The organism is Nocardioides luteus (genome assembly GCF_000960475.2).
GTDB classification, from domain to species: domain Bacteria; phylum Actinomycetota; class Actinomycetes; order Propionibacteriales; family Nocardioidaceae; genus Nocardioides; species Nocardioides luteus_A.
In genome coordinates, this window is the sequence record NZ_JZDQ02000043.1 from 16,144 (window position 1) to 40,026 (window position 23,883).

The following is a 23,883-nucleotide window of genomic DNA, read 5'->3' on the forward strand; positions in this document are numbered from 1 at the left end:
GGCGACGGTGTTTCCCGGTATTTCTAGGCTCCGCGGGCCAGCTCGTCGAGCAGGAACCCCGCGGACGTGTCGTTCTCCGGAAGGCCCTCGATCCAGATCCTGTCGGCGCTGTGCTCGACCATCCGCTTGAGGAGGCCGAGCCGCTTGACCAGCGTCTCGTCGCGCGGGGTGACCACGACCATCCGGCTGTGACCGACCTGTCCGACGGCGGCCGCTCCGGCGAAGACCGTGCGGGCGGTCTGGCCCAGCAACGACATCCGGCGGGCGGTGGCGATGCTGTCGGTCTTCCCTCCGGTGCCCGGGACGTGAGCGTCGGTGACCACCAGCGCGTGGCTGCACGCCTTGGCCTCGCGGTAGAGCTCGGAGATGCGTTCACGGACGTGCGCGAGGGTGGAGAGACCGGTGAGCGGGTCGGCACAGGAGATGGTGTGCAGGTAGCCGAGCGTGGCCTCGCTCCAGGCCACGGAGAGGGCGTGCACCTCGGCGAAGGCCGGGTCGCGGCTGTGGACGGTCTGCGTCGTCAGCCGGAGGTCGTCGAGGCTCTCCCCGAGCGAGACACCGGTCTCGGCGAGGTCATGACCGACCACCCAGCAGGCCTCGGCGACGTAGCTGCTGCGCTCGGCCAGCGCCTCGGCGACAGCCTCGAACCGGGGCGGCAGCGCCGCCCGCTGCTCCTCGGAGAGCTCTGTGGTCTCGGGCGAGGTGGACGCACGCGCACGCCTACCCCGGGAGAACAGCCGCACGACTCACCTCTTTCCTCGTGTTTCCTGGCGTTGCTGTGGTTCCTCGTTCGAAATCGTCGGGTGATGGATACAGTGGTGCGCGCGCCGATCTCCCCGCGCCCACATGGACGTGACGCGCGAAATCGGCAAGCATGACGCGATAGTGACCCGCATTTTCCGGGTTTCTCGAAACTTGTTGTCCGATCCCGGGAAGGGGGCGTGACGTGCGGACCGCCGCAGTCGTTAGCACAGCGCATGTCTCCCGTTGGCGCAACCCGCGTCATACCCCGGTCCTTCTAACGTCTCTGGTGCTGTGAGCGAATCGACCCCCACCTCTCTACCTACCCTCGACGCCCCCGGCGACGCCGAGCTGATCACCGCTGTCCGCGGCGGTGACCTGGATGCGTACGGGACGCTGTTCGAGCGCCATGTCGAGGCCGCCCGCCGCCTCGCCCGGCAGCTGGTGTCGTCCGGCGATGTCGACGACCTCGTCTCCGAGGCGTTCGCCAAGGTGCTCAACGTGCTGCAGAAGGGCGGCGGTCCGGACCTGGCGTTCCGCGCCTACCTGCTGACGTCGCTGCGCCGGCTCCACGTCGACAAGATCCGTGCCGCCTCCAAGCTGACCACGACCGACGACCTGACGCCGTTCGACCCGGGCGTGCCCTTCGAGGACACCGCGGTCTCAGGCTTCGACAACCAGGCCGCCGCGAAGGCGTTCCAGCAGCTCCCGGAGCGCTGGCAGCAGGTGCTGTGGCACACCGAGGTCGAGGGCCAGAAGCCGGCCGAGATCGCGCCGATGCTCGGGATGTCGGCCAACTCGGTCTCCGCGCTCGCCTACCGGGCTCGCGAGGGCCTCAAGCAGGCCTTCATCTCGATGCACGCCCAGGACGCCGGCGAGGAGGCCTGCGCGACCACGCGCGCCAACCTGGGTGCCTACATCCGCAACGGCCTGTCCAAGCGCGACGCCAAGAAGGTCGACGACCACCTGCAGGACTGCCGTCCGTGCACCGCGATCTACCTCGAGCTCACCGAGGTCAACTCCGGGATGGGTGCTTGGCTCGCTCCGGCCCTGCTCGGCACCGCCGGCGCGGGCTACCTCGCCGTCGGTGGTGGCGTCGCCGCCAAGGGCGGCGCGCTGCTCTTCCTCGGGCGGGTCAGGGACTGGGCGCTGGGCGATCCGGTGGGTCGTGTCGTCGCGGGTGGTGCCGGTGTCGCGGCCGCTGCTGCCGTCGTCGCCGGGTTCGCGCTCACCGGCGGTGACCCGGCCCCGAAGGAGCCGGCTGCCGACGAGCCTGCCGCCGAGGCGCCGGCCGACCCCGCTCCCGCGGACCCGGCAGCACCGCCCGCCGACAACCCGGCTGCTCCGCCTCCGGCGGCACCTCCGGCCGACCAGCCGGCCGACCAGCCGGCCGCCCCGCCGGCAGACCAGCCCGCGGACCAGCCGGCCGACCAGCCGGCCACGCAGACCGAGCAGGCACCGGTGATCGCGACGCCCATCCCGGAGGTCAAGGTGACCCCCGGCGGCAAGGCCGTCATCGACCTGACCCGGGGAGCGACCGACGCCAACGGCGACTCGCTCTCGGTCAAGGAGGCCAGCGTCCGCGCCCCCGCCCACGGCGTCGTCTCCTTGGGTGGCACCTCGACCTCGGGCGGCGGCAAGGGAGGCCGCCCCAGCGGCGCGATCTTCGCGGGCCTGCGGATGGCCGGCGACTCCGTCACCACCGTGACCTACCAGGCCGACAAGGGCTGGCGCGGCACCGACACGATCGAGTACGTCCTCACCGACGGCAACGGCGGCGAGGTCGAGGGCACGGTCGACGTGACCACGCCGAACGCCGACCCGAAGGCCGTCGACGACGCCGCCACCGCGACGGTGACCGGCGGGCACGGCAACGGCGAGGGCAACAACGGGAACGGCAACGGGAACCAGCCGGGGACGGCGACGACCACTATCGACGTGCTCGCCAACGACAGCGACGACAACGGCGACGCCCTCGAGCTGGTCGAGATCGTCGACGAGCCCGCGCACGGCACCGCCGAGATCGTCGACGGCAAGGTCGTCTACACGATGACGCCCGGTTACGACGGGACCGGCGACACCTTCACCTATCGAATCTCGGACGGCCACGGCGGCAAGGACGTCGGTGCTGTGGAGGTGACCTTCGAGCAAGCTCCGAAGAACGACCCAAAAGTCGGGGTCAGCCACCGTCACGAGTCCGGAGTGGGCGGGGTCTTCACGATTCCCGGCGTGTCCGACCTGCGTGACTACGAGGACGTCGTCGCCACGGTCACCGGCCTCCCCGACGCCGCCGGCGGGCAGTCGACGACGCTTCGGATCGAGATGACCGGCGTGGCCTCGCCCTACTTCGGACCCGGCTACGCCTGGTCGGCCTGCGGCTCGCCGGCCACCACGATGCCGGTGAACGGCACGGTCACCTACGAGTGCGTGCTCTCCGGCGACGGTGAGGCGGCGCACTTCGCGTTCACGGCGCAGCCGGGCGCGACGTGGACCTTCGAAGCGAGCATCGAGCCCGCCGGCTACGAGGACGGCGACACCGGCAACAACAGCGCCTCGGTCTCCGGAACCGGTCCCGAGCCCACTCCGGAACCGACCCCGGAGCCCACGCCGACCCCGAGCCCGTCGCCGACGGAGACCCCGGACGTGCCGCAGGTGCCGACGCCGCCCAGCACGCCGGACGTCCCGCAGGTGCCCGCGCCGCCGACCACACCTGACGTGCCTCAGGTGCCCACGCCGTCCTCGGAGCTTCCCTCCGACCCGGCGACTCCCAACGACAGCGCCGAGCCGGAGGATGTCCCCGGCGACGAGCCCTCCGAGTCCGAGGCGAGCGCCCACACGGGTGCACTGACCTGGAAGGGCTTCCTGGAGGCGATCGGCCTCGGCTGATCCCACATCGGCTCACCGCGCGTCCGTCGGCCTCGGCCGGCGGACGCGCTGCGGTTTTCGCAGGTCGAAGCCACTAAGGTTGAGGGGTGACTACGACGACCGACCGTGCCGCAGACATCGCCGACCCCTGGCCGGCGCCCCGAGCGCGCGGGCCGGTCACGGCGACGGTGTCCCTGCCCGGGAGCAAGTCGCTCACCAACCGGGCGCTGCTGCTGGCCTCGATCGCCGACGGGCCCAGCGTCGTACGCCGGGCGCTGCGGTCCCGCGACACGCTGCTGATGGCGGCAGCGCTGACGTCGCTGGGATCGCGGGTGGACACCGACGGAGACGACTGGGTCGTGACGCCCGGGGCCTTCGGCGCCGACGCCGACGTCGACTGCGGGCTGGCGGGGACGGTGATGCGGTTCGTACCTCCGGTGGCCGCGCTCTCCACCGGCACGGTCGCCTTCGACGGCGACCCGCACATGCGCAAGCGACCGGTCGGCGAGGTGCTGCGCGCATTGCGCGATCTCGGCGTGGACATCGAGGGTGACGGGCTGCCGTTCACGATCCGCGGCGCCGGTGCGGTGCCCGGCGGAACCGTGGTGGTCGACGCGTCGGCCTCGAGCCAGTTCATCAGCGCGCTGCTGCTGGCGGGGGCGCGCTACGAGCAGGGCGTGGACGTACGCCACGAGGGCAAGCCCGTCCCCTCGCTCCCCCACATCGACATGACGGTCGCGATGCTGCGTGAGCACGGCGTCGCGGTCGACGACTCCGACGCCAACCGGTGGACCGTGGCACCGGGGCCAATCAAGGCCCTGGACCGCACGATCGAGCCGGACCTGTCCAACGCGGCCCCGTTCCTCGCGCTGGCCGCGGTCTCGGGCGGCACCGTGACCGTGCGCGACTGGCCGGAGGCCACCGACCAGCCGGGGGACCAGCTGCGCGAGGTGCTCTCGCTGATGGGCTGCGAGGTGCGGGTGACCGACGGGCTCACCGTGACCGGGCCCGAGCGGCTCACCGGGATCGACCTGGACATGCACGACATCGGCGAGCTCACCCCGGCGGTCGCGGCCCTGTGCGCCCTCGCCACGACGCCCTCGCACCTGACCGGTATCGGCCACATCCGTGGCCACGAGACCGACCGCCTCGCCGCGCTGGCCCGCGAGCTGGGGGCGCTCGGGGCCGACGTCACCGAGCATCCCGACGGGCTGACGATCCGCCCGGCGACGCTGCACGGCGGGGTGTTCCACACCTACGCCGACCACCGGATGGCTCATGCCGGGGTGATCATCGGGGCCGCCGTCGAGGACGTCCTGGTCGAGAACATCACCACCACCTCGAAGACCTTCACCGACTTCGCGCCCTTCTGGGCTGGGCTCTTCTGAGCGGCTGATGGCGAAGGCACAGCGTCGCTACGGCACCGAGGACGTCGAGCACTACGACCGTCCCCGGCGCCGCACCCGGCCACGGACCAAGGACCGGCCCAGCTACGACGACGCCGACCTCGGCCGGGTGATCACGGTCGACCGTGGCCGGTTCACGCTGGTCATGGACGAGGCTCCCGAGGTCGAGGTGTGGGCGGTCAAGGCCCGTCCGCTCGGCCGCAAGGGCGTGGTCGTGGGCGACCGGGTCAAGGTCGTCGGCGACACCTCGGGTGCGGAGGGCGCGCTGGCCCGGATCGTCGAGGTCGAGCCGCGGGAGACGGTGCTGCGGCGTACGGCTGATGACGACGACCCCGTCGAGCGGGTCGTGGTCGCCAACGCAGACCAGCTGGTGATCGTCACCGCGATCGCCGACCCCGAGCCGCGCACCGGGTTCATCGACCGCGCGCTGGTGGCCGCCTACGAGGCGGGCATCGACCCGCTGCTGTGCATCACCAAGGCCGACCTGGCCGACCCGGAGTCGCTGGTCTCGATCTACCGGTCGCTGGGGGTCCCGTGGGTGGTGACCCAGCGGGGCGGCGACATGAGCGCGCTGCAGGCCGAGCTCGACGGGCGTACGTCGGTGCTCCTCGGCCACAGCGGCGTGGGCAAGTCGACGCTGGTCAACGCCATCGTCCCCGACGCCGGGCGCGAGGTCGGGCACGTCAACGCGGTCACCGGGCGAGGACGGCACACCTCCACGTCGGCGCTGATGCTGAGGCTGCCCGGCTCTGCCGAGAATGCCGGGTGGATCGTGGACACCCCGGGGATCCGTACGTTCGGGCTGGCCCACGTCGAGCCCGAACGGCTCATCGTCTCCTTCCCCGATCTGGAGGAGGCGACGGCCGAGTGCCCGCGCGGTTGCACGCACTCGGCGGAGGAGCCCGAGTGCGGCCTGGACGCGGCGATCGAGGCCGGCAGCCTGGATCCCGAACGGGTCGCCTCGTTCCGCCGGCTGCTCGAGGCGCGGTCGGTGCCGGCGTACGCGCTCTGACCTGGGCCGACTTCCCATGCCCTGGGCGGTGTTTTCGTGGGCAACCGGTTACCAGGGGAGGGTTCGCTCCGGAGCCGGAGCCACTAGAGTGATCCCTCGTGGCGAGCACTCCTGACTACAACGACGACCTGCGGCTGGCGCACCTGCTGGCCGACGACGCCGACTCGCTGTCGACGTCGCGGTTCAAGGCGCTCGACCTGCACGTCATGACCAAGCCCGACCTCACTCCCGTCTCGGACGCGGACAAGGCCGTGGAGGAGTCGATCCGGCGCACGCTCTCCCGCGCGCGGACGCGCGACGCGATCACCGGCGAGGAGTCGGGATCCTCCGGCTCCTCCAGCCGGCGCTGGATCGTGGACCCGATCGACGGCACCAAGAACTTCGTGCGCGGCGTCCCGGTCTGGGCGACCCTGATCGCGCTCGCCGTCGACAACGAGGTCGTGATGTCGGTCGTCTCCGCGCCGCAGCTCGGACGGCGCTGGTGGGCGGCGAAGGGGCAGGGTGCCCACACCGGCAAGTCGCTGATGAAGTCGACCCCGTGCCAGGTCTCGGACGTACGCCGCCTGGAGGACGCCTCGATGTCCTACTCCTCGCTGCACGGCTGGGAGGAGCGCGAGCGGCTCGAAGACTTCCTGGCGCTGATGCGCAGCTGCTGGCGCACCCGGGCCTACTCCGACTTCTGGTCCTACATGCTCGTCGCCGAGGGTGCCGTCGACATCGCCGTCGAGCCGGAGCTCGAGGTCTACGACATGGCCGCGCTGGACATCATCGTGCGCGAGGCCGGCGGGTCGTTCACGTCGCTGGCCGGCGACCCGGGGCCGTGGGGCGGCAACGCGCTGGCCACCAACGGCCACCTGCACGACGCGGTGCTCTCCTTCCTCGGCGGGCTGCCCGACGGCAACAACGACGCCGACTGGCCGGCCGCTCAGCCCGGGTCGGTGACGGCGTTCCGCCGTCCGGCCAGCGAGTAGCACCGTCACACCAGACCCTGGCGTGACGCCTGTCACAGCCGCTACCGTTGATGCATGAAGATCGCGGACGTACTCACTCGCAAGGCGATCGCGGAAGTCGTCACGATCGCATCAACCGCCACCGTGCGTGACCTGCTCGGGGTCCTCGCCGAGCACGGCATCGGAGCCTGTGTCGTCAGCAGCGACACCGCCGAGGTCGCCGGCATCGTCTCCGAGCGCGACGTGGTGCGACGTCTCCACGAGAACGACGCGCTGCTCGCCGCCGAGGTCTCCTCGATCATGACCGCCGAGGTCGAGACCTGCGCCCCCGAGGCGACCATCGACGAGATCCTGGGCACCATGACCCAGCGCCGGATCCGGCACATGCCGGTCGTCTCGGCCGACGGTGCCCTGGTCGGCATCGTCAGCATCGGCGACCTGGTCAAGCACCGCATCGACCAGCTCGCCTTCGAACGCGACCAGCTCGAGGCGTACGTCCACCAGACGTAGAGGTTCTTCACAGGACCTGCACAACTTCTGCAGCCTTTCCGGCGGCTCCGGCTTCTAGCCTGAGCATGTGCCAGAACATCTGACCGCCACCCGCCGGGTCCTCGTCGTCGAGGACGAGCCGGTCATCAACCAGGCCGTCTCGGACCGCCTCGCGGCGGAGGGGTACGACGTCGTGCGGGCATGGGACGGGCCCGGCGCCGTCTCCAGCTTCGAGTCGACATCCCCGGACGTGGTGGTGCTCGACGTGATGCTGCCCGGCTACGACGGCCTGGAGGTGTGCCGCCGGATCCAGGCCGTACGTCCCGTGCCGGTGCTCATGCTCACCGCCCGGGTCGACGAGGCCGATGTGCTGGTCGGGCTCGGGGTCGGGGCCGACGACTACCTCACCAAGCCGTTCCGGGCCCGCGAGCTGGTGGCCCGGGTCAACGCGCTCCTGCGGCGGGTGGAGCGGGCGGCCGAGCTGGCCGCGTCGCCGCGGCGTACGGCCGAGATCGGGGGGCTGCGGATGGATCCGGCGGCTCGGCGAGTCTGGGTCGACGGGTCCGAGGTCCGGCTGACGCCGACCGAGTTCGACCTGCTGGTCTGCCTCGCCGCCGACCCGGGCGCCGTGGTGACCCGCGAGCGGCTGCTCGCCGAGGTCTGGGGCTGGAACGACGCCTCCGGGACACGAACGGTCGACAGCCACGTGAAGGGGCTGCGCGCCAAGATCGGGTCCGCGCGGGTGCGCACGGTGCACGGCGTCGGCTATGCCCTGGAGGCCGGCGAATGACGCCGCTGGAACGGGTCTCCTCGATCAAGGTCAAGCTCGGGCTCCTGGTCGCCGCGAGCGCTCTGGTCGCGGCCGTCGTCGCCTCGCTCGGGCGGGTCGCCGGGGTCTCGCCGTGGATCTCGATCCCCGTCACGATCGGGATCGCGCTCGCCGTCACCCAGCTGCTGGCGGCGGGTATGACCTCGCCGCTGCGCCAGATGACCTTGGCCGCACGGCGGATGGCACGGGGCGACTACTCGGTCTCGGTGCCCGTCGGCGGGGCGGACGAGGTCGGTCAGCTGGGCCGCGCGTTCAACACGATGGCCAGCGACCTCGGCGCGGTCGACCGCCAGCGCCGCGACCTCGTCGCCAACGTCTCCCACGAGCTGCGTACGCCGCTGGCTGCTCTCACCGTCGTGCTGGAGAACCTCGTGGACGGTGTCGGCTCCGACCCCGCCGCGCTCCAGACCGCGCTCGGCCAGGCCGAGCGGCTGAGCCGGCTCGTCGAGGACCTGCTCGACCTGGCGCGCGTCGATGCCGGCAAGGCGCCGTTGAGCACCGCCTCGGTCGAGCTCGGCCCGCTGCTGGAGGCCTGTGTCGCGGAGGTCCGGGCCAACGGGCGGCCGGTCTCCTACGAGATCGACGTGCCGGCCGCTCTCGTCGTCGACGCCGACGCCGATCGGCTCAGCCAGCTCGTCGTGAACCTGCTCGACAACGCCTCCCGGCACAGCCCGCGCGGCGGCGTGGTGACCGTGCGCGCCGGGCTCGACGAGCCCGACGGCTACCACCTCGAGGTGCTCGACTCCGGGCCCGGTGTCCCGGTCGCCGACCGGGGTCGCGTCTTCGAGCCCTTCGGCACGCTCAGTGCCTCCGCCGAAGGCGGTGGCACCGGGCTCGGGCTCGCCATCGCCCGGTGGGTCACCGACCTGCACGGCGGCTCCATCGCCTTCCTCGACCCGCTTCCTGGTGCTGGTGCTGGTGCCGCTGGTGCCGCTGGTGCCGCTGGCGCCCGGGTGCGCGTCGATCTTCCGCTGCGGCCACCCGCACGCACCGTTGCCAGTCATCTCACCCCCACCCACGAGGAGAGCCAGATGCCCACCACTCCCCCGGCGGCCGAACCCGCCGAACCCGCGAAACCGGCCGAGCCGACTCCCACGACCACCCCGGCCGACGCCAAAGCCGATGCCACCCCGTCGGTCCTCGACGACATCTTCGGCACCTACTGGCCCGACTCCGGTGTCGTGGGCCGGTTCGGACTCTTCATCGGCGCCGTGGTCGCCGGCCTGCTCGGTGGCCTCCTGATCCCCGACCGCAACGCCGGGCTCGGAACCGTCGTCGTCATGCTCGCCGCCGGCGGGGTCGTGATGGTGGCGGGCAGGGAGCGCCGCGGCTGGTTCCCGATCGTCTGCTACGTCCTGTTCGCGCTGCTCTCCTCGGTCGCGGTGTTTCGCGACGCCGAGTGGATCGTCGCGCTGTGCCTGCTCACCGCGGTCGCCGTGCTGCTGTGTGCCTCGACCCGGGCGAAGACACTGCTCGGCATCATGCTCACCGGGATCTCCTGGCCGCTGGCCGGGCTGCGCGGGATCCCGTGGCTGGGACGTACGCTCACCAGCGTCTCCGGCAAGGGTCACGGGGCCGCGGTCGCGCGCACCACGGCGCTCTCGCTGCTCGGCCTGGTGATCTTCGGGCTGCTGTTCACCACCGCCGATGCGGTGCTGGGCAGCTGGGTCGACCAGTTCGTGCCGGACGTACGCCCCGACACCTTCGCGGCTCGGATCTTCATGACCGTCTTCGTCTTCGGGGTGGTGCTGGCCGCGGCGTACCTGGCCGTGAACCCGCCGCGGATCGACCGCAACGAGCGTACGTCCCAGCCCGTCGCCAACCGCTACGAATGGCTGGCGCCGGTCGGTGTCGTCGTGGGCGTCTTCGCCGCGTTCCTGGTCGCGCAGGCGACCGCGGTCTTCGGCGGCGAGGACTATCTGCGGAAGACGACGGGGCTGACCTACGCCGAGTACGTCCACCAGGGGTTCGGGCAGCTCACCGTCGCGACCGCCCTGACCCTGCTGGTGATCTGGGCGGCGGCGCGGAAGGCGCCGGTGGAGACCGCCGCCGACCGGCTGTGGCTGCGGGTCGCGCTCGGGCTGCTGGCCGCCGAGGCCCTGGTCGTCGTCGGGTCGGCCCTGTATCGGATGCACCTCTATCAGGAGGCGTACGGCTTCACGCAGCTCCGGATGCTCGTCGACGTCTTCGAGGCCTGGCTGGGGCTGCTGGTCATCGCCGGGCTGGTCGCCGCGGTGACCGGCACCGCGATCGGCGGCGGGCTCTGGCTCGGCCGGTTCGCGCTGGTCAGCGGGGCGGTCGCCCTGCTCGGGATCGCCGCGATCAACCCCGACGCGTGGATCGCCGAGCACAACGTCACCCGCTATAACGAGACCGGGAAGATCGACACCCAGTTCCTCCGCGGGCTCTCCGACGACGCCGTGCCGGCGCTGGAGAAGCTCCCCGAGGATCTGCAGCGCTGTGTGCTCGGGCCCAACGATCGCGACGGCGACTGGCTCGAGTGGAACCTCGGCCGGCACCGCGCCGACGGCCTGACCCCTGGCTACAACCCGCCGATCGGCTCCGAGGCCGACCCGGCCGCGGTGTGCCCCGACGAGCCTCGCTACATAGACTGACGTCATGAGCCAGAAGCCAGAGATCGACTTCGTCGACCCCACCCCTCCGACCGACCTCGTCATCAAGGACATCACCATCGGCGACGGCGAGGAGGCCACCGAGCGTGACCGCGTCTCGGTGCACTACGTCGGTGTCGCGCTGTCCACCGGCGAGGAGTTCGACGCGTCCTACAACCGCGGCGAGCCGCTCGACTTCCGGGTCGGCATCGGCCAGGTCATCCAGGGCTGGGACCAGGGCATCCTCGGCATGAAGGTCGGCGGCCGCCGTCAGCTCGTCATCCCGCCCCACCTCGCCTACGGCGACCGTGGCGCCGGCGGCGCGATCAAGCCCGGCGAGACCCTGATCTTCGTCTGCGACCTGGTCAAGGTCGAGAAGTAAGCAGCTCCTACGCAGCGAGGCGGTGACCCATCCGGGTCACCGCCTCGCGCTCGTTCCGGCCGGAGTCACCAGGGGACGTCGAAGTCGGCGTCGTCGGAGACGCGGGCCGCCTGGCCGGCGTACTCGACGACGTCGCCGACCCGGAGCTGCCGCCCGCGGCGGAGCTCGACCTCACCGTTGACCTTCACCTCGCCGGCCGTGATCGCCGGGCGCGCCTCGGAGCCGGTCTCGACCAGATTGGCCAGCTTCAGGAACTGACCGAGGCGGATGACCTCGTCGGTGATGGGTACGTCGAAGGGCTCGCTCACCCCCTCATCCTCCCCCACCCCGCCGAGGCGTCACAAACGACGGCCGAAGCGGCACCAGATGACATCTGGGGCGACGTACGTGACTTCTCGGCCGACCGCGGTGACGCCTCGGCTGGGGCCGGTCAGGCGACGAGGACGGTGATGGTGTGGATGATGACGCCGACGAGGCCACCGACGATGGTGCCGTTGATACGGATGAACTGCAGGTCACGGCCGACGAAGAGCTCGATGCGGCGGGCGGCCTGCTTGCCGTCCCAGCGCTGGATGGTGTGGGTGATGACGGTGGTGGCCTCGCGGCCGTAGCGCTTGACGACGTAGACGGCCACGTCGGAGGCGAGGGCGTCGTAGCGGCGCTGGAGGGTCTCGTCGAGGACGACCTTCTGGGCGTAGCGGACGACCTCGTCCAGGGCGCGGCGGCGGACGACGCCGTCAGGGTCGCGCAGGGAGGTGGTGAGCGCGCGGCGCAGCGCGTCCCAGATGGAGATGGCGGTGTTGATCACGCCGGGGTGGTCGAGCACGCGCTCCTTGAGCCGCTCGGCGCGCTCCATGGTGGCCTCGTCGTGCTGCAGGTTGTCGGCGAGGTCGGCGAGCATGGTGTCGATCGCCTTGCGGGCGCGGTGCTCGGGGTCGTCACGGATGTCGGCGATCCAGCGGACCAGCTCGACGTGGATGCGGGCGGTCACCGGCTCGCGCAGCACCTGCGGTGTCCACCACGGCGCCCGCTCCCCGAGCACCTCGGTGACGATCTCCTCGTTCTCCTCGAGCCAGCCGTGCAGCTCGACCAGGGCCAGGTCGACCAGGCCGTGGTGTACGCCGTCGTCCAGCGCCGCCTGCAGGGTGCCGCCGATGAGCGGTGCGATCTGCTCCTCGCGCAGGCGGGGTACGAACCCGTCCTGAATGATCTCGACGATGTGCCGGTTGTTGATCCGGGAGAGCCCGTCGGCGACCACGGTGGAGACCTCGTCGACGACGCGCTTGGCGTTGGGCTCCTCGGAGAGCCACAGCGCGAGCCGCAGCGAGGGCATCGCGACGCCGAGCCGCTCGCGGATGGTCTCCTCCTGCAGGAAGTTGTCCTGGACGAACTCCTCCAGGCTGGCGCCGAGCTCGTCCTTCCGCTTCGGGATCAGCGCCGTGTGCGGCACCGGCAGCCCCAACGGGTGACGGAACAGCGCGGTGACCGCGAACCAGTCGGCCATCGCACCGACCATCGACGCCTCGGCACCGGCGTTCACGAACCCCCAGAACCCGTCCATCCGCAGGGTCAGCAGATAGACGATCGCGGCCACGACCAGCAGCCCGGTGGCGACGATGCGCATGCGGCGCAGTGCCTGGCGACGTACGACATCGGCCTCGGTCTCGACCATCAGACCGCCGATCCCGGCGCCCCCAGGAGAACTCATGGGCTCCATTGTGCCGGGTCGTCCCACGCGACGCCCGGCAACACCGGGCGGCAACACCAGATCCCGAGTTTCTATAGGTTACTCACGGGTCGGCCCACAGGTGGGTTACAAAGCACCCAAGGGCGTCACCGATCCCTTCCCCTGCTCGTTGGAGTGGGCGAGAGTGCCTCGGGGGAGGCACACGTCCCACCGAGGAGATACATGTCGTCGCACAACGCGGACGGTGTGGGGTCGCATCTGTTCGACTCGTCGAGGAGCGCTATGTCGTTGACCACCGCCGCCAAGGTGGAGGTTCTCAGCGTCCTCGTCCGCGCCGGCCGGGAGGCCCGCGCCCCACTCACCCCGCACGACTGCAACACCGTGGTCGAGACCAGCGCCCATCTCGCCGAGATCGCGCCCACCCTCACCGAGGGCACACCCGGCGAGCGCGCCCGCGCGACCCGCTCCGCGATGGAGCTGTTCCTCTCCGTCGACTGCCCGCAGCTCGCGCCCGAGCTCCGCGAGGAGCTCGCCCGGGCGGTCGAGCACGTGGTCGTACGTCATCCGGCGACCGCCGCCTAGAGCAACAGACTTTCAAGCACCGCCTCCGTCGAGGCAAAAATGCCGTCGTGGCCCCACGGGCCGCGGCGGCATGTTTCTATTGACGAGGGAGGTAGTTGGATGACCATCGTCAGAGCCGCAATCAGCCAGACCACCTGGACCGGGGACAAGGCCTCCATGCTGAACAAGCACGAGGGCTTCGCGCGTGACGCCGCCGCGCAGGGCGCCCAGGTGATGTGCTTCCAGGAGCTCTTCTACGGGCCCTACTTCGGGATCACCCAGGACAAGAAGTACTACCGCTACGCCGAGCCGACCGATGGCCCGATCGTGCAGCGCTTCGCGAGCCTGGCCAAGGAGCTGGGCATGGTGATGGTGCTGCCGATCTACGAGGAGGCCGACACCGGGATCTACTACAACACCGCCGTGCTGGTCGACGCCGACGGCACGATCCTCGGCAAGTACCGCAAGAACCATCTGCCCCACGTGGAGAAGTTCTGGGAGAAGTTCTACTTCCGCCCCGGCAACCTCGGCTACCCGGTCTTCGAGTCCGCGGTCGGGAAGGTCGGGATGTACATCTGCTACGACCGCCATTTCCCCGAGGGCTGGCGCGAGCTCGGCCTCAACGGGGCCCACATGGTCTTCAACCCCAACGCCACCAAGCCCGGGCTCTCCAACCGGCTCTGGGAGATCGAGCAGCCCGCCGCCGCGGTCGCCAACGGCTACTTCGTGCTGGCCCCCAACCGGGTCGGCCTCGAGGACAACGAGTACGGCGCCGAGGCGGTCAACTTCTACGGGATGTCGCAGATCGTCGACCCCCGCGGCAACTACGTCGGCGAGCTCGGCTCGGGCGAGAAGGAGGAGCTGCTCGTACGCGACCTGGACATGAACATGGTCCAGGAGATGCGCGACGACTGGCAGTTCTACCGCGACCGGCGGCCCGATTCGTACACCGCCATCCCCCGGCCCTGAGGAGGCCCGCATGACCACCACGCTCATCACGGGCGGCACGGTCGTCTCCGCGACCGGGCGCACCGAGGCCGACGTGCTCGTCGACGGCGAAAGGATCGTCGCGCTGTGCTCACCCAGCGCCTCCGGCGCTGACACCCGCGAGAAGACGTACGCCGGGATCGGCACCATCGACGCCGACGTCACGATCGACGCGACCGGGAAGTACGTCATCCCCGGTGGCGTCGACGCCCACACCCACATGCAGCTGCCGTTCGGTGGCACCAACGCCTCCGACACCTTCGAGACCGGCACCCGAGCCGCGGCCTGGGGCGGCACCACGACGATCATCGACTTCGCGGTGCAGCGCTACGGCGAACGCGTACAGGACGGGCTGGCGCACTGGCACGAGCTGGCCGCCGGCAACTGCGCGATCGACTACGGGTTCCACCAGATCATCGGCGGGGTCGACGACGACGCGCTCAAGGCGATGGACACCCTCGTCGACGAGGGGATCACCTCCTACAAGCTGTTCATGGCCTACCCGGGCGTCTTCTACTCCGACGACGCCCAGGTGCTACGCGCGATGCAGAAGGCGACCGACCACGGGCTGCTGACCATGATGCACGCCGAGAACGGGCCGGCGATCGACGTGCTCGCCGCGCAGCTCGCGGAGTCCGGGAAGACGAGCCCCTACTACCACGGCATCGCGCGTGCCTGGCAGATGGAGGAGGAGGCCACCCACCGGGCGATCATGCTCGCCGACGTGACCGGGGCACCGCTCTACGTGGTGCACGTCAGCGCCAAGCAGGCCGTCGAGCAGCTCGCCGGTGCCCGGGACCGCGGCAAGAACGTGTTCGGCGAGACCTGCCCGCAGTATCTCTACCTCTCCCTCGAGGAGCAGCTCGGCGCCTCTTCCGAGGAGTGGGGCGACTTCGAGGGCGCCAAGTGGGTCTGCTCCACACCGCTGCGCTCGCGCGCGGAGGGCCACCAGGACGCGATGTGGCAGGCGCTGCGCACCAACGACCTGCAGATGGTCTCCACCGACCACTGCCCCTTCTGCATGAAGGAGCAGAAGGAGCTCGGCAAGGACGACTTCCGGGCCATCCCCAACGGCATCGGGTCGATCGAGCACCGCGTCGACCTGCTCTACCAGGGCGTGGTGACCGGGCAGATCACCCTGGAGCGGTGGGTCGAGCTGATCGCGACCACACCGGCGCGGATGTTCGGGCTCTACGGCCGCAAGGGCGTCATCGCGCCGGGGGCCGACGCCGACATCGTCGTCTACGACCCGGCCGGCCACACCTCCATCGGCGTCGGGGAGGGCAGGACCCATCACATGAACATGGACCACTCCGCCTGGGAGGGCTACGAGATCGACGGGCACGTCGACGTAGTCCTGTCCCGTGGGTCCGTCGTCGTCGCCGACGGCGAGTTCCAGGGCACCAAGGGCCACGGCAGCTACCTCAAGCGCGACCTCTCCCAGTACCTGGTCTGACGTCATGGACTTCGGTGTCGTCCTCCAGACCAACCCGCCCGCCTGGCGGGTCGTGTCGCTGGCGAAGCAGGCCGAGGCGTACGGCTTCGACTACGTGTGGACCTTCGACAGCCACCTGCTGTGGATGGAGCCGTACGTCATCTACAGCCAGATCCTCGCCGAGACCCGCACGATCAAGGTCGGTCCGTTCGTCACCAACCCGGCGACCCGCGACTGGACGGTGACCGCATCGGTCTTCGCGACGCTCAACGAGATGTACGGCAACCGCACCGTGTGCGGGATGGGGCGCGGCGACTCCGCGGTGCGGGTGCTCAACGGGAAGCCCTCGACGATCCGGGAGATGCGCGAGGCGACCCGGGTGATCCGCGAGCTCGCCAGCCGGCGTCCGGTCGAGATCAACGGCACCACGCTGCAGTTCCCCTGGGCCAAGCGCTCCGAGCTGGAGGTGTGGATCGCGGCCTACGGCCCGCTCGCGCTGAAGGCGGCCGGCGAGGTCGGCGACGGGTTCATCCTGCAGCTCGCCGACCCCGACATCACCGAGTGGATGATCGGCGCGGTCAAGAAGGCGGCCACCGACGCCGGCCGCGACCCGGAGTCGCTGACGTTCTGCGTGGCCGCACCGGCGTACGTCACCGACGGCTCGCCCGAGACGCTCGCACACGCGCGGGAGCAGTGCCGGTGGTTCGGCGGGATGGTCGGCAACCACGTCGCCGACATCGTCGCCAAGTACGGCAGCGGCGCGGTCCCGCAGGCGCTCACCGACTACATCAAGGACCGCGAGGGCTACGACTACAACGAGCACGGCCGGGCCGAGAACACCCATACCCGCTTCGTGCCCGACGAGATCGTCGACCGGTTCTGCCTCCTCGGCTCGGTCGAGGAGCAGGTCGCCAAGCTCGAACGGCTCAGGAGCCTCGGCGTCGACCAGTTCGCCGTCTATCTGCAGCACGACGCGATGGACCAGACACTGGCGGCGTACGGAGACCTGGTGATCCCCCGGGTGAACCGGCCGGGGACCGCGAAGACATGAGCGCGTGATTTCGTTGCCTGCGGCATGAGAATGTAACGAAAACGTGGCCATTCGCCTGATATACCGTCGTAATCAGTATCCCGGATCAGCGGCGTCAACGCCGCTCCCGGCGTAGAGTGAAATCAGATCCATGTCCATCCACGCACCCCAGGGGACAGCCTTGACCAGCGCCAGCGACACCCGCGCCTACGACCTCGACCGATCCCATGTCTTCCACTCCTGGTCCGCCCAGGCGTCGCTGAACCCGCTCGTCATCGCCGGCGGGCAGGGCTCTCGGGTGTGGGACGACTCGGGGCACACCTACCTGGACTTCTCCTCCCAGCTGGTCAACACCAACATCGGCCACCAGCACCCGCGGGTGGTGGAGGCGATCAAGAAGCAGGCCGAGACCCTGACCACGATCGCGCCGACGACGGCCAACCTGGCTCGCGGCGAGGCCGCCGAGCGGATCACCGACATCGCGCCGGTCGGCTTCAACAAGGTCTTCTTCACCAATGCCGGCGCCGACGCGGTCGAGAACGCGATCCGGATGGCCCGCATCCACACCGGCCGCGACAAGGTGCTCTCGACCTACCGCTCCTACCACGGCAACACCGGCGCGGCGATCGTCGCTACGGGCGACTGGCGCCGGATCCCGAACGAGTACGCCCGGGGCCACGTCCACTTCTTCGGCCCCTACCTCTACCGCTCGGAGTTCTGGTCGACCACGCCGGAGCAGGAGGCGGAGCGCGCGCTGCACCACCTGCGCCGGGTCATCGAGTCCGAGGGACCCGCCTCGATCGCGGCGATCCTCCTCGAGACCATCCCCGGCACCGCCGGGATCATGATGCCGCCGCCGGGCTACCTCCCCGGGGTCCGGGCCCTGGCCGACGAGTTCGGGATCATGCTCATCCTCGACGAGGTGATGGCCGGCTTCGGCCGCACCGGCGAGTGGCTGGCCCTGGACGCCTACGACGTCGTCCCCGACCTGATCACCTTCGCCAAGGGGGTCAACTCCGGCTACGTACCCGCCGGCGGCGTGATCATCTCCGACCCGGTCGCGGCGACCTTCGACGACCGGGTCTTCCCCGGCGGCCTCACCTACTCCGGCCACCCGCTCGCGATGGCGTCGATCGTGGCGACCATCGAGGCGATGAACGAGGAGGGCATCGTCGACAACGCCGCGACCATCGGCACCGACCACATCGCCCCGGGCCTCGCATCGCTGGCCGAGAAGCACGACGTGATCGGCGAGGTGCGCGGCACCGGCGTCTTCTGGGCCCTCGAGCTGGTCGCCGACCGTGGGACCCGGGAGCCGCTGCCGGCCGCGACGATGGGCCGGATCAAGTCCGAGCTGATCGCCCGCAGGCTGATCCCGTTCACCATGGAAAACCGCATCCACGTGGTGCCCCCGTGCGTCGTCACCCCCGACGAGGTCGCCGAGGCGATCTCGATCTACGACGACGTGCTCGGCTCGCTCTGAACAGCTCTGTAAGGACCCATGACATGACCGATCTCCCCATCCTCGACCACTGGATCGGCGGCGCCGCCAACCCCGGCACCGGCACCCGTCTCGGCGACGTCTACAACCCCGCGTTGGGCACCGTCCAGAAGCACGTACGCTTCGCCTCGGCCGCCGACGTCGACACCGCGGTCTCCGCGGCCAAGAAGGCCTACGAAGAGTGGAGCGAGACCTCGCTCACGCGGCGTACGGCCGTGCTCTTCGCGTTCCGCGAGCTGCTCAACGCCCGCAAGGGCGAGCTCGCCGAGATCCTGACCGCCGAGCACGGCAAGGTCCTCTCCGACGCCGCCGGCGAGATCGCCCGCGGGCTCGAGGTCGTCGAGTTCGCCTGCGGGCTCTCCCACCTGCTCAAGGGCACCGTCTCGGAGCAGGTCTCGAACGGTGTGGACGTGACCACCCTCAAGCAGCCGCTGGGCGTGGTCGGCATCATCAGCCCGTTCAACTTCCCGGCGATGGTGCCGATGTGGTTCTTCCCGATCGCGATCGCGGCCGGCAACACGGTCATCATCAAGCCCTCGGAGAAGGACCCGACCGCGTCGAACTGGATCGCGGAGCTGTGGGCCGAGGCGGGGCTCCCCGACGGTGTCTACAACGTCGTCCACGGCGACAAGGAGGCCGTCGACGCGCTCCTCGACAACCCCGACGTCGCCTCGATCTCCTTCGTCGGCTCCACCCCGATCGCCCGCTACGTCTACGAGCGCGGCACCGCCGCGGGCAAGCGCGTCCAAGCGCTCGGTGGCGCCAAGAACCACATGCTCGTGCTGCCCGACGCCGACCTCGACCTGGTCGCCGACTCGGCGGTCAACGCGGGCTTCGGGTCGGCCGGGGAACGCTGCATGGCGATCTCGGTGGTGCTCGCGGTCGACTCGGTGGCCGACACCCTGATCTCGAAGATCACCTCCCGGATGGCCACGCTCAAGACGGGCGACGGCACCCGCGGCACCGACATGGGGCCGCTGATCACCGGCGCCCACCGCGACAAGGTGGCCAGCTACGTCGACGTGGCTGCGGCCGACGGCGCCGAGGTCGTCGTCGACGGACGAGGGATCGAGGTGGACGGCGACCCGAACGGGTTCTGGGTCGGGCCGACGCTCGTCGACCGCGTGCCGACCACCTCGACCGTCTACACCGAGGAGATCTTCGGCCCGGTGCTCTCGGTCGTCCGCGTCTCCGGCTACGAGGAGGGCCTGGAGCTGATCAACTCCGGCCAGTTCGGCAACGGCACCGCCATCTTCACCAACGACGGCGGTGCCGCCCGCCGGTTCCAGCGCGAGGTGCAGGTCGGGATGGTCGGCGTGAACGTGCCGATCCCGGTGCCTGTCGCCTATCACTCCTTCGGCGGCTGGAAGGCCTCCCTGTTCGGGGACGCGAAGGCGTACGGCCCCGCAGGGCTGGACTTCTTCACCCGCGAGAAGGCCGTCACCACCCGGTGGCTCGACCCCTCGCACGGCGGGATCAACCTCGGGTTCCCGCAGAACTCCTAGTAGTCGTAGTCGTCGTCGGGGCCGCCTGCGTCGAGCTTCTGCTCGGTGTAGTCGGCCTCGTCGACGTCGTCCGGCGTCGAGGTCACCGTCTCCGTGGCGTCCAGCGGCGCCTCGTCGTCGACGGTCTCCTCGACGACTCCGGTCGCCTGCTCCTCGAGGTCTGCCTCTGCTGCGTGCTCGCTCATCTGCCCTCGCTCAGATCGATCGATGTGCTCGGTCCCAGTAGACCACCGCCGCCCGGGTGCCGCCACGGATCCGCCGCGGCTCAACGCCGGCGCGGAGCCCCCAGGGCCAGGCGGAGGTCCTGCTTCAACGTCGTGTAGGCCTCCTTCGGCCGGCGGTTCACGTCCCAGAGCAGCGCGTAGCCCTCCCCGTCGAACCAGCCCGGTACCCAGGAGTGGGCGTCGTCGATGCCCCAGACCGTGAACGAGGTGCAGGCGCGTACGGCGAGGCAGGCCTGGAGCATCTGGGAGAACTCGTAGGGGTGGGCGAAGAGGGCCAGGTCGTCCGTGGGGACCTGGGTCTCGGCGGAGTCGACGAAGGTGCGTACGTCGGCCTCGGTCACCGCGACCTCGAGACCGAGGTCGGCATAGCGCTGCAGGTCGGCACGGAAGCGCTCGCCGGAGAAGCCGTACTGGGTGTCGAGGTGACCCTGGTTGCCGATCCCGTGGATCGGGACGCCCTGGGCGAGGAGCTCCTTGGCCCAGGCGTGGACCGCGGTCGACTTGGCGCTGTTCCCGTCCTCACCGGCGACGTTGTAGTCGTTGTAGAACAGCTTGGCCTTGGGGTCGGCGGCATGCGCCCAGCGGAAGGCGTCGGCGACGATGCCGGTGCCGAGGTGCTTGATCCAGAAGCTGTCGCCGTTCATGCCGTTGGGGAGCGGGTTCGGGCTCCAGGAGTCGGCGAAGAACTCGTTGGCGACGTCCCACTGGTAGATCTTGCCGCGGAAGTGGGACACCTCGTCGGTGATGTGCTTCTCGAGGATCGCGCGGAGCTCGTCGTCGCTGATCGTGCCGTTCTCGACGCCCTCGGTCAGCCAGGCGGGGTTCTGGTTGTGCCAGAGCAGGGTGTGGCCGCGCACCTTCTGGCCGTGGGCGCGGGCGAAGTCGACGACCTCGTCGGCACCGGACCAGTCGTAGGTGCCCCGCGTCGGCTCGACGCTCTCCCACTTCATCTCGTTCTCGGGGGTGAGGCTGGAGAACTCGTCGGCGGCGATGCCGGCGAGCTCCTCGTCGGCCAGGACCTCGGGGTTGACCGCGACACCGACGCGCAGACCGATCGGGGAGGCGTAGGAGCGCAGCGAGTCGGACGGGGGCTGGAAGCCCCGCGGCTCAGCCTGGGCCGCGGATGATGCGGTGACAGCGACGGTCGCGGCCGCGGCGACGACGGCGGCCAGTTGACGAATTCTCACGGTACCTCCAAGCGATGAATGTGATCGGCATCACAGATTGGCTGGTAGGTGTCCCGGTTGTCAATCGTTGTCGATAACGTTTTCCGAAGACGCGCACCAGGCCCCGTTCCCGGCTACGATCCGGTCCATGCGCACCGAGACCTCTCTCCGCGAAGCCCCCGGCTCGACCTGGGCACGCAGCTACGACTACACCGCGCGCGAGCTCGTGCGGCCGCGCTCCGTGGAGGACGTACGCGACCTCGTGCTGCGCGAGCCACGGCTGCGCGCGCTGGGGTCCCGACACTCCTTCACCGACCTCGCGGACACCTCCGGCGTGCTGGTGTCGCTCGAGGGGCTGTCGGGGCCGCCGACGCTCGACGGCGACGTGGTCCGGGTGCCCGGCGGGATGCGCTACGGGGAGCTCGCCGCCTGGCTGCAGCAGCGCGGACGCGCGCTCCCCAACCTCGCCTCGCTCCCCCACATCTCGGTCGCCGGCGCGGTCGCGACCGGCACCCACGGCTCGGGGGTCGGCAACGGCTCTCTGGCCACCTCGGTGACAGCGCTGGAGATCGTGGACGGCCGCGGTGATCTGGTGCGTGTGGAAACCGGGTCACCGGACTTCGCCGGAGCCGTGGTCGGCATCGGCGCCCTGGGGATCGTGACCCATCTCGAGCTGCTGACGTCGCCGACCTATCAGATCGCGCAGACGGTCCACGAGGGGCTCACCTACGTTGACCTGCGCGAACACCTCACCGAGATCCTCGCCGCGGCCTACTCGGTGTCGATCTTCACGCGTTGGGGCGACGAGCCCGACGGGTCCGTCGGCCGGGTCTGGGTGAAGTCGCGCTCGACGACGCCAAAGATCCCGGGCACGGTGCTCGCGACCGAGCCGCGCCACGTCGTCCCGGGCCTCGACCCGGCCCCGTGCACCGAACAGCTCGGCGTGCCCGGCCCGTGGCACGAGCGGCTGCCCCACTTCCGGCTCGAGTTCCAGCCGAGCGTCGGCGCGGAGTTGCAGAGCGAGTACCTGGTGCCGCTCGAGCGTGCCCAGGAAGCGGTCGACGCCGTCCGGTCGCTCGCCGACCGGGTCCAGCCGCTGCTGCAGGTCGGCGAGATCCGCGCCGTCGCCGCCGACGAGCTGTGGCTCTCCCCCGCCTACGGCACCGACACGCTGGCGCTGCACTTCACCTGGAACGCCGACCCGGTCGGTGTGGGAGCGCTCCTGCCCGACCTCGAGCAGCGGCTCCCGGAGGGCACCCGACCGCACTGGGGCAAGCTCTTCGCCGCCCCCGATCCGGGTGCCACCTTCCCGCGCTGGGACGACTTCAAGGACCTCGTACGCCGCTTCGACCCCGACCGCAGGTTCTGGAACGCGTGGCTGGCCCGGGTGCTCGGCTGACCTGGCCGGGGTAGTCCGGTAGCGAACTGCCTATTACCGGCGGGTATATGGGCAGCTCGCTACCGGACTACCCGACAGACGTCCTCAGTCCTCGACGAACTGGCGGTGGTTGCGGATGACCTCGGCGATGATCACGTTGAGGATCTTCTCCGCGAACTCGGGGTCCAGGCCGGCGTCGTCGGAGAGCCGGCGGAGCCGCTCGATCTGGACCGCCTCACGGTTGGGGTCGGCCGGCGGGAAGCCCGCGCGCGCCTTCAGCCGCCCCACCTGCTCGGTGCACTTGAAGCGCTCGGCGAGGAGGTGGACGAGGGCGGCGTCGAGATTGTCGATGCTGCCGCGCAGACGGAGGAGCTCTTCGTGGGCGGCGCTATCGGGTTCGGTCACAGCGCTATCAAACCTGATGCGGGCCCCGGAGCCACGACGAGTCTTACTCGCCGGACTCCTTCGAGGCCTGCTCGGCCAGCGCCTTGTCGATGTCGAGGTCGACGACGGCGTCGATGACCTGCTTGAGCGCGGGCGCCGGGAGCGCACCGGGCTGGGAGAAGACGAGGTTGCCCTTCTTGAAGGCCATCAGCGTCGGGATCGAGGTGATGTTGGCGGCGCCGGCGAGCGCCTGCTCGGCCTCGGTGTTGACCTTGCCGAAGACGATCTCGGGGTGCTCCTCGGAGGCGGCGTCGTAGATGGGGCTGAACTGGCGGCACGGGCCGCACCAGGACGCCCAGAAGTCGACGAGGACGATCTCGTTGTCGGTGACGGTGCTCTCGAAGTTCTCTGCGCCGAGCTCGACGGTGGGCATGGGGCTCTCACTTCCGGTCTGGAGTCGTGTGCGCGCCGGATCGGCGGGCACGTACGTCTCAACGCACGCGTGTCACCGACGATTCCCGCAGCGGATGTCTGCCGGGATCAGGGAAGACGCTTGGCCTTCGGCCCGATGTGCCGCTCGATCCGGCTGCGTGGCTGCCCGGTCAGCTTGGCGACGATCGGCACCCGGTAGACGTAGCCACCGACAGCCGCTGCGACGAGGAGGAGGATGATCCAGAACATGTGAGCAAGCGTACGCCGCAGCACCCAGGCCCCACCTCAGGATTCTCCCTGAGATGGG

General features: G+C 70.3%; 23 protein-coding genes. 15 read left to right on the plus strand and 8 right to left on the minus strand.

Annotation, left to right across the window (positions count from 1 at the left end):
• Positions 1-23: 23 nt before the first annotated feature.
• Complete coding sequence (locus UG56_RS23810) at positions 24-743, minus strand: hypothetical protein (RefSeq protein ID WP_045552008.1); 720 nt, start codon at positions 741-743, stop codon at positions 24-26.
• A gap of 292 nt (positions 744-1,035) precedes the next feature.
• Between UG56_RS23810 and UG56_RS23815 the strand changes: the two genes are divergently transcribed.
• The 8 genes from UG56_RS23815 to UG56_RS23850 all read left to right on the plus strand — a co-directional run bounded on the left by UG56_RS23815 (position 1,036) and on the right by UG56_RS23850 (position 11,286).
• Positions 1,036-3,627 carry a sigma-70 family RNA polymerase sigma factor gene (locus UG56_RS23815; RefSeq protein ID WP_071327290.1) on the plus strand — a complete coding sequence of 864 codons (2,592 nt, stop codon included), beginning with the start codon at positions 1,036-1,038 and terminating at the stop codon, positions 3,625-3,627.
• A gap of 86 nt (positions 3,628-3,713) precedes the next feature.
• Entirely contained in the window at positions 3,714-4,994 is a 1,281-nt protein-coding gene (aroA, locus tag UG56_RS23820) for a 3-phosphoshikimate 1-carboxyvinyltransferase (protein WP_084101537.1), read from the plus strand.
• Positions 4,995-5,001: 7 nt separating this feature from the next.
• Complete coding sequence (gene rsgA / locus UG56_RS23825) at positions 5,002-6,024, plus strand: ribosome small subunit-dependent GTPase A (RefSeq protein WP_045549340.1); 1,023 nt, start codon at positions 5,002-5,004, stop codon at positions 6,022-6,024.
• Positions 6,025-6,122: 98 nt separating this feature from the next.
• The gene (locus UG56_RS23830) at positions 6,123-6,995 is read left to right on the plus strand and encodes an inositol monophosphatase family protein (RefSeq protein ID WP_045549341.1); all 873 of its coding nucleotides are present in this window, start codon (positions 6,123-6,125) and stop codon (positions 6,993-6,995) included.
• Positions 6,996-7,049: 54 nt separating this feature from the next.
• Entirely contained in the window at positions 7,050-7,484 is a 435-nt protein-coding gene (locus UG56_RS23835; RefSeq protein ID WP_045549342.1) for a CBS domain-containing protein, read from the plus strand.
• A 67-nt stretch (positions 7,485-7,551) separates the two neighbouring features.
• The gene (locus UG56_RS23840) at positions 7,552-8,253 is read left to right on the plus strand and encodes a response regulator transcription factor (protein WP_045549343.1); all 702 of its coding nucleotides are present in this window, start codon (positions 7,552-7,554) and stop codon (positions 8,251-8,253) included.
• The gene (locus UG56_RS23845) at positions 8,250-10,907 is read left to right on the plus strand and encodes a DUF4153 domain-containing protein (protein WP_045549344.1); all 2,658 of its coding nucleotides are present in this window, start codon (positions 8,250-8,252) and stop codon (positions 10,905-10,907) included. The genes UG56_RS23840 and UG56_RS23845 overlap by 4 nt, the downstream gene beginning before the upstream one ends.
• Positions 10,908-10,911: 4 nt before the next feature.
• Positions 10,912-11,286, plus strand: coding sequence for an FKBP-type peptidyl-prolyl cis-trans isomerase (locus UG56_RS23850; protein ID WP_045549345.1), 375 nt, complete (start codon positions 10,912-10,914; stop codon positions 11,284-11,286).
• A 65-nt stretch (positions 11,287-11,351) separates the two neighbouring features.
• Here UG56_RS23850 and UG56_RS23855 read toward each other — a convergent pair whose 3' ends face one another.
• Together UG56_RS23855 and UG56_RS23860 are read right to left on the minus strand one after the other, a co-directional pair.
• Complete coding sequence (locus UG56_RS23855) at positions 11,352-11,594, minus strand: RNA-binding S4 domain-containing protein (protein ID WP_045549346.1); 243 nt, start codon at positions 11,592-11,594, stop codon at positions 11,352-11,354.
• Between the two features lie 122 nt (positions 11,595-11,716).
• Positions 11,717-12,994 carry a DUF445 domain-containing protein gene (locus UG56_RS23860; RefSeq protein WP_045549347.1) on the minus strand — a complete coding sequence of 426 codons (1,278 nt, stop codon included), beginning with the start codon at positions 12,992-12,994 and terminating at the stop codon, positions 11,717-11,719.
• Between the two features lie 261 nt (positions 12,995-13,255).
• Between UG56_RS23860 and UG56_RS23865 the strand changes: the two genes are divergently transcribed.
• The 6 genes from UG56_RS23865 to UG56_RS23890 all read left to right on the plus strand — a co-directional run bounded on the left by UG56_RS23865 (position 13,256) and on the right by UG56_RS23890 (position 19,992).
• Positions 13,256-13,555, plus strand: coding sequence for a hypothetical protein (locus tag UG56_RS23865; RefSeq protein WP_045549348.1), 300 nt, complete (start codon positions 13,256-13,258; stop codon positions 13,553-13,555).
• A 99-nt stretch (positions 13,556-13,654) separates the two neighbouring features.
• On the plus strand, positions 13,655-14,503 hold the full coding sequence (locus tag UG56_RS23870) for a nitrilase-related carbon-nitrogen hydrolase (protein ID WP_045549349.1): 849 nt from the start codon (positions 13,655-13,657) through the stop codon (positions 14,501-14,503).
• A 10-nt stretch (positions 14,504-14,513) separates the two neighbouring features.
• A complete protein-coding gene (gene hydA, locus UG56_RS23875; RefSeq protein ID WP_045549350.1) occupies positions 14,514-15,977 on the plus strand; it encodes a dihydropyrimidinase in 1,464 nt (487 codons plus the stop codon).
• Positions 15,978-15,981: 4 nt separating this feature from the next.
• On the plus strand, positions 15,982-17,007 hold the full coding sequence (locus tag UG56_RS23880) for a TIGR03842 family LLM class F420-dependent oxidoreductase (protein ID WP_045549351.1): 1,026 nt from the start codon (positions 15,982-15,984) through the stop codon (positions 17,005-17,007).
• Positions 17,008-17,167: 160 nt separating this feature from the next.
• Entirely contained in the window at positions 17,168-18,469 is a 1,302-nt protein-coding gene (locus UG56_RS23885) for an aspartate aminotransferase family protein (RefSeq protein WP_177191546.1), read from the plus strand.
• A gap of 23 nt (positions 18,470-18,492) precedes the next feature.
• The gene (locus UG56_RS23890) at positions 18,493-19,992 is read left to right on the plus strand and encodes a CoA-acylating methylmalonate-semialdehyde dehydrogenase (protein ID WP_045549353.1); all 1,500 of its coding nucleotides are present in this window, start codon (positions 18,493-18,495) and stop codon (positions 19,990-19,992) included.
• Here the strand turns inward: UG56_RS23890 and UG56_RS23895 are convergent.
• Together UG56_RS23895 and UG56_RS23900 are read right to left on the minus strand one after the other, a co-directional pair.
• A complete protein-coding gene (locus UG56_RS23895; protein ID WP_045549354.1) occupies positions 19,989-20,177 on the minus strand; it encodes a hypothetical protein in 189 nt (62 codons plus the stop codon). The genes UG56_RS23890 and UG56_RS23895 overlap by 4 nt on opposite strands.
• A gap of 80 nt (positions 20,178-20,257) precedes the next feature.
• Complete coding sequence (locus UG56_RS23900) at positions 20,258-21,403, minus strand: endo-1,4-beta-xylanase (protein ID WP_045549355.1); 1,146 nt, start codon at positions 21,401-21,403, stop codon at positions 20,258-20,260.
• A 127-nt stretch (positions 21,404-21,530) separates the two neighbouring features.
• Between UG56_RS23900 and UG56_RS23905 the strand changes: the two genes are divergently transcribed.
• Positions 21,531-22,781 carry an FAD-binding protein gene (locus UG56_RS23905; RefSeq protein WP_045549356.1) on the plus strand — a complete coding sequence of 417 codons (1,251 nt, stop codon included), beginning with the start codon at positions 21,531-21,533 and terminating at the stop codon, positions 22,779-22,781.
• A gap of 84 nt (positions 22,782-22,865) precedes the next feature.
• On the opposite strand, the gene UG56_RS23910 is transcribed toward UG56_RS23905, so the two are convergent.
• From UG56_RS23910 to UG56_RS28530, 3 genes are all read right to left on the minus strand, one after another.
• Positions 22,866-23,165, minus strand: a complete 300-nt coding sequence (locus UG56_RS23910) for a chorismate mutase (protein WP_045549357.1) — start codon at positions 23,163-23,165, stop codon at positions 22,866-22,868.
• Positions 23,166-23,208: 43 nt separating this feature from the next.
• A complete protein-coding gene (gene trxA, locus UG56_RS23915; protein WP_045549358.1) occupies positions 23,209-23,577 on the minus strand; it encodes a thioredoxin in 369 nt (122 codons plus the stop codon).
• A 107-nt stretch (positions 23,578-23,684) separates the two neighbouring features.
• Positions 23,685-23,825 (minus strand): hypothetical protein, encoded by a 141-nt coding sequence (locus tag UG56_RS28530; protein ID WP_177191547.1) that lies wholly within the window; start codon positions 23,823-23,825, stop codon positions 23,685-23,687.
• Positions 23,826-23,883: the final 58 nt, after the last annotated feature.